The organism is Achromobacter spanius (assembly GCF_039673305.1).
GTDB classification, from domain to species: domain Bacteria; phylum Pseudomonadota; class Gammaproteobacteria; order Burkholderiales; family Burkholderiaceae_B; genus Achromobacter; species Achromobacter spanius_F.
Window position 1 is genome coordinate 1 of the sequence record NZ_JBDJLJ010000122.1, and the last position, 1,673, is coordinate 1,673.

The 1,673-nt window shown below is 70.7% G+C and carries 1 protein-coding gene; it reads left to right on the forward strand.

The genetic code is table 11. The annotated features are described in order from the left end of the window. Positions 1 to 47: 47 nt before the first annotated feature. A complete protein-coding gene (locus ABE485_RS31090) occupies positions 48 to 1,454 on the forward strand; it encodes a PepSY-associated TM helix domain-containing protein (protein WP_346519097.1) in 1,407 nt (468 codons plus the stop codon). Positions 1,455 to 1,673 lie beyond the last annotated feature (219 nt).

Genomic DNA, 1,673 nt, shown 5'->3' on the forward strand with positions numbered 1-1,673 from the left:
CGACTGCCGTCCCTTTGCGGACGGCGTCCGTTGTTGTCGAGAACACCATGTCCACTCATACCCTGGATTCCCCCGGCGCGTCCGCACGCGCGCGGTCCGCGAGCGGCAGCGCCTTGCTCGCGTTGATCACCCGGCTGCATTTCTATGTCGGCCTGTTCGTCGGTCCCTTCATCCTGGTCGCGGCGGTCACCGGCACCCTGTTCGTGCTGACCCCGCAGCTTGAAAATGTGATCTACGCGGATCAGCTGCGCACCCGCACCACCGGCCCGTCGCAGCCGCTGGCCAGCCAGGTCGAAGCCGCGCAGGCACACATCGGCGCCGGGCCGCGGCTGTTCGCGGTGCGGCCGGCGCCCGGTCCGGGCGAGACCACCCGCGTCATGTTCACGCAGCCCGGCATGGGCGATTCCGAAAGCCGCGCGCTGTTCGTGGACCCCGTCACCCTGAAGATCCAGGGCGACATGACCGTCTACGGCACCAGCGGCACGCTGCCTTTCCGCACCAAGCTGGACTACCTGCACCGCAATCTGATGCTGGGTGATCTGGGCCGCAACTACAGCGAGCTGGCCGCCTCGTGGCTCTGGCTTGCGACGCTGGGCGGCGTCATCCTGTGGTTCGGCAAGCGCAACCGGGACAAGGCGGCGGCCGCGCGCAGCCCGCGCCTGCGCGCCCGGCGCTGGCATGGCCTGCTCGGGCTCTGGGTAGGCATCGGCCTGCTGTTCCTGTCCGCCACCGGCCTGACCTGGTCGAACTGGGCGGGCGCCCGCGTGGACCAGCTGCGCGCCCAACTGGGCTGGATCACGCCCTCGGTATCGTTGAAGCTGCCTGGCGCCGTCGGCGGCGGCATGGCTGCGGGCGGCGAACACGCGCATCACCATGGCGGCCAGCACGACCACGCGGCCATGGCGCCGGCGCCGGCCAGCGTGCCGGAAGGTTTCGACCGGGTGCTGGACGCCGCGCGCCAGGGCGGCATCGACAGCAGCCAGCTCGAGATCCGGCCGCCACGCGCGGACGGCCAGGCCTGGCTGGTGCGCGAAGTGGACCGCTCCTGGCCCACGCAGGTCGACACGATCGCCGTGGACCCGGCCACGTTCGCCATCACCAGCCGCGCCGACTTCGACACCTTTCCGCTCATCGCCAAGCTCATCCGCTGGGGCGTGGACATGCACATGGGCATCCTGTTCGGATGGCCGAACCAGCTGCTGATGGCCGCCATCGGGATCGCGCTGACGGCGATGATCGTGCTGGGCTATCGCATGTGGTGGCTGCGGCGCCCGGCGGCGGGCGCATCGGGCCAGACGCTCACGCACGCCTGGCGCGACCTGTCCTGGCCCGGACGCATCGCGGCCGTCGCGGTGGCGCTGCTCCTGGGCTGGTGCCTGCCCGTCATGGGCGCGAGCCTGCTTGCGTTCATGGCGGTGGACGTACTGCGCTGGCGCGCGGCGCGGCGTGCTTGATCTGCGTCAACGGGCGGTGCAGATAGGCGCCGCGAGCAGCCGGCAACGCGCCTTTTCGGGCCGGATCCGTGCCGTCGCGGTGCTACCATCTGCGCCGTCAAGGGGATGCTGATGCACAGGTGCGCCACCGCGGGTAGACGTTGGGTTTCGCTGTTCGCGGCGGCCCTGTTCGTCTTTCAGGCGCTGATCGCATCCTCGGTGCTGGCTGCGCCCGCTGGC

What these genes read in the sequence shown, in the direction of transcription:
- ABE485_RS31090 (WP_346519097.1), top strand. Translation starts at nt 48, where the DNA reads ATGTCCACTCATACCCTGGATTCCCCCGGCGCGTCCGCACGCGCGCGG.